The 6,014-nt window shown below is 63.1% G+C and carries 6 protein-coding genes; 3 read left to right on the top strand and 3 right to left on the bottom strand.

Features of this window, described 5'->3' with window-relative positions; all coding sequences use genetic code 11:
• Positions 1-105: 105 nt before the first annotated feature.
• Genes secB through ACNQPL_RS07455 form a run of 3 tightly spaced genes read right to left on the bottom strand, consistent with a single transcriptional unit; the run spans position 106 to position 1,300 of the window.
• The gene (secB, locus tag ACNQPL_RS07465; RefSeq protein ID WP_346614114.1) at positions 106-591 is read right to left on the bottom strand and encodes a protein-export chaperone SecB; all 486 of its coding nucleotides are present in this window, start codon (positions 589-591) and stop codon (positions 106-108) included.
• A 39-nt stretch (positions 592-630) separates the two neighbouring features.
• Complete coding sequence (gene grxC / locus ACNQPL_RS07460) at positions 631-885, bottom strand: glutaredoxin 3 (RefSeq protein ID WP_110995319.1); 255 nt, start codon at positions 883-885, stop codon at positions 631-633.
• Between the two features lies 1 nt (position 886).
• The gene (locus tag ACNQPL_RS07455; RefSeq protein WP_346614115.1) at positions 887-1,300 is read right to left on the bottom strand and encodes a rhodanese-like domain-containing protein; all 414 of its coding nucleotides are present in this window, start codon (positions 1,298-1,300) and stop codon (positions 887-889) included.
• 206 nt (positions 1,301-1,506) lie between these two features.
• On the opposite strand from ACNQPL_RS07455, the gene gpmI reads away from it, so the two are divergent.
• From gpmI to ACNQPL_RS07440, 3 genes are all read left to right on the top strand, one after another.
• The gene (gene gpmI, locus ACNQPL_RS07450) at positions 1,507-3,042 is read left to right on the top strand and encodes a 2,3-bisphosphoglycerate-independent phosphoglycerate mutase (RefSeq protein ID WP_416466331.1); all 1,536 of its coding nucleotides are present in this window, start codon (positions 1,507-1,509) and stop codon (positions 3,040-3,042) included.
• Between the two features lie 264 nt (positions 3,043-3,306).
• A complete protein-coding gene (locus ACNQPL_RS07445; protein WP_416466330.1) occupies positions 3,307-4,596 on the top strand; it encodes a peptidoglycan DD-metalloendopeptidase family protein in 1,290 nt (429 codons plus the stop codon).
• Between the two features lie 79 nt (positions 4,597-4,675).
• Positions 4,676-6,007 carry a S41 family peptidase gene (locus ACNQPL_RS07440; RefSeq protein ID WP_346614118.1) on the top strand — a complete coding sequence of 444 codons (1,332 nt, stop codon included), beginning with the start codon at positions 4,676-4,678 and terminating at the stop codon, positions 6,005-6,007.
• Positions 6,008-6,014 lie beyond the last annotated feature (7 nt).

Raw genomic sequence — 6,014 nt, 5'->3', positions numbered from 1 at the left:
GGTTTGGCGTACACAGTTCAATGTGGGAGCCGGCTTGCCGGCGATGAGGCCGGAGCAGGCAACAAAAAAGCGCCCCGAGAGGCGCTTTATTGATACCGGCAGCGATTACTGCACGGTCGGCGCTTCGCCGGCTTCCTGCATGCGCTGCATTTCTTGCGCGTACAGGGCGTCGAAGTTGACCGGCGACAGCATCAGGGCCGGGAACGAACCACGGGTCACCAGGCTGTCCAAGGTCTCGCGAGCGTACGGGAACAGGATGTTCGGGCAGAACGCACCCAAGGTGTGGCTCATCGAAGCCGCGTCGAGGTTCTTGATCAGGAAGATACCGGCCTGCTGAACTTCGGCGATGAACGCCACTTCGTCACCGTTCTTGACGGTCACCGACAGGGTCAGCACCACTTCATGGAAGTCGCCTTCCAGGGCTTTCTGCTTGGTGTTCAGGTCCAGGCCAACGCTCGGCTCCCAGGTCTGACGGAAGATCTGCGGGCTTTTAGGGGCCTCGAACGACAGGTCGCGCACGTAGATGCGCTGCATGGAGAACTGAGGGCTGTTGTCTTCAGCGGCTGCGCCGTTGGTCTGTTGGTCTGTCATGGCAGGTCCTTATCCTAATGTTTTTGAATGCAGTGCAAATCAGGCCGCCAGCAGCGCGTCGAGCTTGCCGGCGCGCTCCAGGGCGTAGAGGTCATCGCATCCACCGACATGGGTGCTGCCGATCCAGATCTGCGGAACCGACGTACGGCCGGCCTTCTGGCTCATCTCGGCGCGCAACTGCGGTTTGCCGTCGACCTTGATTTCTTCGAAGGCCACGCCCTTGCTCTCGAGCAGGTACTTGGCGCGCATGCAGTAGGGGCAGTAGTCGCTGGAATAGACGATGACAGGCTTCATATCACTTCACCAGGGGCAGGTTATCGGCTTTCCAGCTGGAAACGCCACCGCTCAGCTTGGCGGCGGTGTAGCCAGCCTTGAGCAGCTCGCGGCACAGGGTGCCGGACTGCTGGCCCATTGCGTCGACGACGATCAGGGTCTTTTCCTTGTGCTTGTCCAGCTCGCTCATGCGGGCTACCAGCTTGTCTTGAGGAATGTTGATCGCACCGACAATGTGGCCGGCGGAGTATTCCTTGGGCGTGCGTATGTCGACGACTAGGCCCTTGTCGGCGTTGACCAGGGCGGTCAACTGGCCATTGCTCAGGCTCTGGCCGCCGCGGCGGATTTCATTGAGAAGCAGCAGGACCAGCAGAACAACGAAGATCGCAACCAGGATGTAGTGATCTGTCGCGAATTGAATCAGGTGAGCAACCATCAGCGGTGTTCCAGGCGATTGAAAATGCCGGCCAGTATACACAGCCCCCCAGTGCCACCAAAGCCCGACGGGCGGGCCGGAAAGCTACCTTCATGTTGCCGCGAGGGCCGCGCTGGTCAGGGAACAGGACGAATATTCGCCGCGGATGGCGCATTTGCCCTAAAATGCGTGTCTTTATCATCTTTGAACAACCGTGAGTTTGATTGATGACGAGCACGCCCAAACCCCTGGTCCTGATCATCCTGGATGGATTCGGCCACAGCGAAAGCCCCGAATACAACGCCATCTATGCCGCCAACACACCGGTCTATGATCGCCTGCGCGCTACCCAGCCACATGGCTTGATCTCTGGCTCAGGGATGGATGTCGGCCTGCCGGACGGGCAGATGGGCAACTCCGAGGTCGGTCACATGAACCTGGGGGCGGGCCGTGTCGTCTACCAGGACTTCACACGCGTCACCAAGGCCATCCGCGATGGCGACTTCTTCAGCAACCCGGTGCTGACCGGCGCAGTGGACAAGGCCGCCGGTGCCGGGAAGGCCGTGCACATCCTCGGCCTGCTGTCCGATGGCGGCGTGCACAGCCACCAGGACCACCTGGTTGCAATGGCCGAACTGGCTGCGCAGCGCGGTGCAGAAAAGATCTACCTGCACGCCTTCCTTGACGGCCGCGATACCCCGCCACGCAGCGCACAGTCGTCCATCGAACTGATCGACGCCACCTTCGCCAAGCTGGGCAAGGGCCGCATCGCCAGCCTTATCGGCCGCTACTTCGCCATGGACCGCGACAACCGTTGGGACCGTGTCAGCGCCGCCTACAACCTGATCGTCGACAGCGCCGCCGAGTACACCGCCGACACCGCCCAGGCCGGCCTGGAAGCGGCCTACGCCCGTGACGAAAGCGACGAGTTCGTCAAAGCCACGCGCATTGGCGAGGCCGTAAAGGTCGAAGACGGCGACGCGGTGATCTTCATGAACTTCCGCGCCGACCGTGCCCGCGAACTGTCGCGTGCATTCGTGGAGCCGGACTTCAACGAATTCCCCCGGGCGCGGCTGCCGAAGATGGCCGCCTATATCGGCCTGACCCAATACTCGGCGAAAATCCCGGCACCAGCAGCCTTCGCGCCTTCCAGCCTGGACAACGTGTTGGGCGAGTACCTGTCCAAGAACGGCAAGACCCAGCTGCGCATCGCCGAGACCGAGAAGTACGCGCACGTCACGTTCTTCTTCTCCGGAGGCCGCGAGGAGCCGTTCGAAGGCGAAGAGCGCATTCTGATCCCGTCGCCTAAGGTCGCCACCTATGACCTGCAACCGGAAATGAATGCACCCGAGGTTACCGACCGTATCGTCGAGGCCATCGAGCAGCAGCGCTACGACGTGATCATCGTCAACTACGCCAACGGCGACATGGTCGGCCACACCGGCGTGTTCGAAGCGGCGGTGAAAGCGGTCGAAGCGCTGGATACCTGTGTCGGGCGCATTGTCGAAGCGCTGGAGAAGGTAGACGGCGAAGCGCTGATCACCGCCGACCACGGCAACGTCGAGCAGATGGAAGACGCCTGCACCGGCCAGGCGCACACCGCTCACACCACCGAGCCCGTGCCGTTCATCTATGTGGGCAAGCGCCCGGTCAAGGTCCGCGAGGGCGGCGTGCTGGCCGACGTGGCACCGACCATGCTCAAGCTGCTGGGGCTGGAAAAGCCTGCCGAAATGACGGGTACTTCGATTCTGGTAGACGCCTGAAACCAGGGGCCGCTTTGCGGCCCTTTCGCCGGCAAGCCGGCTCCCACAGGGGCTAGCGCAGCTTTTTTGGGGCAACCGTCTGACATTTCTAGAAGTTGACGCAACTTCTGTGGGAGCGGGCTTGCCCCGCGAATGGGCCGCGAAGCGGCCCCAATTGCACATGAATTCCGGACCAACGCCCCTCTGCACCCGCAGCGAGGCGTTTTTTTTGCAGGCACAGGCGGGCATACTAGGCCAGTCTCCATCCTTGGTACGCCCAACCTCATGCTTCGCGCCCTGATCCTCCTAGCCCTGTCTTGCCTGCTCAGCCCGGCTTTCGCCGACGAGCGCGTGCAGACCCAGCAACAACTGGACGCCACCCGCCAGGACATCGCCGAGCTCAAGAAGAAGCTGGGCAAGCTCCAGGAAGAAAAGGCCGGCGTGCAGAAAGACCTCAAAGCCACCGAGACCGACATCGGCAACCTCGAAAAGCAGGTGGAGGCCCTGCAACAAGAACTAAAAAAGACCGAGGGCGATCTGGAGCGCCTTGATACCGAGAAAAAAAAACTCCAGAGCTCCCGCGTTGAACAACAGCGCCTGATCGCCATCCAGGCGCGGTCGGCCTACCAGAACAACGGTCGCGAGGAATACCTCAAGCTGCTGCTCAATCAGCAGAACCCCGAGAAATTTGCCCGCACGCTGAGTTACTACGACTACCTGAGCAAGGCCCGCATGGAGCAACTGCGCGCCTTCAACGAGACCTTGCGCCAGCTGGCCAATGTCGAACAGGACATCTCCCGCCAGCAGGAACAGTTGCTGGCCCAGCGCGCCGACCTCGACAGCCGCCGCCAGGCCCTCGAAGCCGAGCGCGGCAAGCGCCAGCAGGTGCTGGCCAAGCTCAACACCGACATGAAAGACCGCGACCAAAAGCTGCAGGCCCGCGAGCAGGACCAGGCAGACCTGGCCAAGGTGCTCAAGACCATCGAGGAAACCCTGGCCCGCCAGGCCCGCGAAGCCGAGGAAGCGCGCCAGAAGGCCCTGCTCGCCCAGCAGGAGGCCGAGAAGCGCCGCCAGCAGGAAGCCCTGGCCAAACGTGAAGCAATCACCGAGCCGCCGAAAAAGGCCCGCACCACCCTTGGCCCGCTGGTTTCCAGCGACAGCGCGAGCTATGGCGGTGCATTTTCTGCCGCACGGGGAAAACTTCCTTGGCCCGTCAATGGTCGATTGCTGGCACGCTTCGGCGATGCCCGTGGCAGCGATGCCCGCGCCAAGTGGGACGGGGTGATGATCAGCGCCAACCCCGGCACCCAGGTACGCGCCGTACACGGCGGGCGCGTGGTGTTCGCCGACTGGTTGCGCGGTGCTGGACTTCTGGTCATTCTCGACCATGGTAATGGTTACCTGAGCCTCTACGGCCACAACCAGAGCCTGCTCAAGAGCGCCGGGGACATCGTCAAGGCCGGCGAGGCCATTTCCACCGTTGGCGACAGCGGCGGCCAGGATGCCGCAGGTTTGTATTTCGCCATCCGCCAGCAGGGCCGGCCTACCGACCCGTCGCAGTGGTGCCGAGGTTAGTTCACTTTTTACGGCGTAGCGCCCGGCGCTGCACCGATGCTCCCCCGGGAGCGCCTACAGGATCAGGAGTTCGTTCGACATGCTGCACTCGCCTCGTCTCACCCAGCTGGCCCTGACCATCGCCCTGGCGGTCGGCGCGCCCTTGGCCCTCGCTGCCGAACCGGCGCCCGCCAAGGCCGCCAAGCCAGCCGCGGTGCCGGCCACCGAGGTGACCGCCAAGGCGCCGCTGCCGCTCGAAGAGCTGCGCACCTTCGCCGAGGTGATGGACCGCATCAAGGCGGCCTATGTCGAACCGGTTGACGACAAGACCCTGCTCGAAAACGCCATCAAAGGCATGCTCAGCAACCTGGACCCGCACTCGGCCTACCTTGGCCCCGAGGACTTCCAGGAGCTGCAGGAAAGCACCAGCGGCGAATTCGGCGGCCTGGGCATCGAAGTGGGCCAGGAAGACGGCTTCATCAAGGTGGTCTCGCCCATTGACGACACCCCGGCCTCGCGTGCCGGCGTGCAGGCAGGCGACCTCATCGTGAAGATCAACGGCGCCCCTACTCGTGGTCAGACCATGACCGAAGCCGTGGACAAGATGCGCGGCAAGATCGGCGAAAAAATCACCCTGACCCTGGTGCGTGACGGCGGCAACCCGTTCGACGTGACCCTTGCCCGTGCGGTAATCCAGGTCAAGAGCGTGAAGAGCCAGCTGCTGGAAAACGACTACGGCTACATCCGCATCACCCAGTTCCAGGTGAAAACCGGCGAAGAAGTGGGCAAGGCCCTGGCCAAGTTGCGCAAGGACAACGGCAAAAAACTGCGCGGCGTGGTCCTGGACCTGCGCAACAACCCCGGCGGCGTGCTGCAGTCGGCGGTGGAAGTGGCCGACCACTTCCTGACCAAAGGCCTGATCGTCTACACCAAGGGCCGTATCGCCAACTCCGAGCTGCGCTTCTCGGCCGACCCGGCCGACGCCAGCGAAGGCGTGCCACTGGTGGTGCTGATCAACGGTGGCAGTGCTTCGGCTTCGGAAATCGTCGCCGGCGCCCTGCAGGACCAGAAACGCGCCGTGCTGATGGGCACCGACAGCTTCGGCAAAGGCTCGGTGCAGACCGTGCTGCCACTGGCCAACGACCGCGCCCTGAAGCTCACCACCGCGCTGTATTACACCCCCAACGGCCGTTCGATCCAGGCCCAGGGCATCGTGCCGGACATCGAAGTGCGCCCGGCCAAACTCACGGCCGAAATTGACACCGACAACTTCAAGGAAGCCGACCTGCAGGGCCACCTGGGCAACGGCAACGGCGGCGCCGACCGCCCGACCGGCAGCAGCAAGCGCAAGGAACGCCCACAGGACGATGACTTCCAGCTGAGCCAGGCCCTGAGCCTGCTCAAGGGCTTGAACATCACCTCGGGCAAATGACCCACCC

The organism is Pseudomonas sp. LFS044, from assembly GCF_047978245.1.
Taxonomy (GTDB): Bacteria; Pseudomonadota; Gammaproteobacteria; order Pseudomonadales; family Pseudomonadaceae; genus Aquipseudomonas.
The sequence above is the reverse complement of the archived record's forward strand: the minus strand, read 5'-3'. Positions and strand labels throughout refer to the sequence as shown.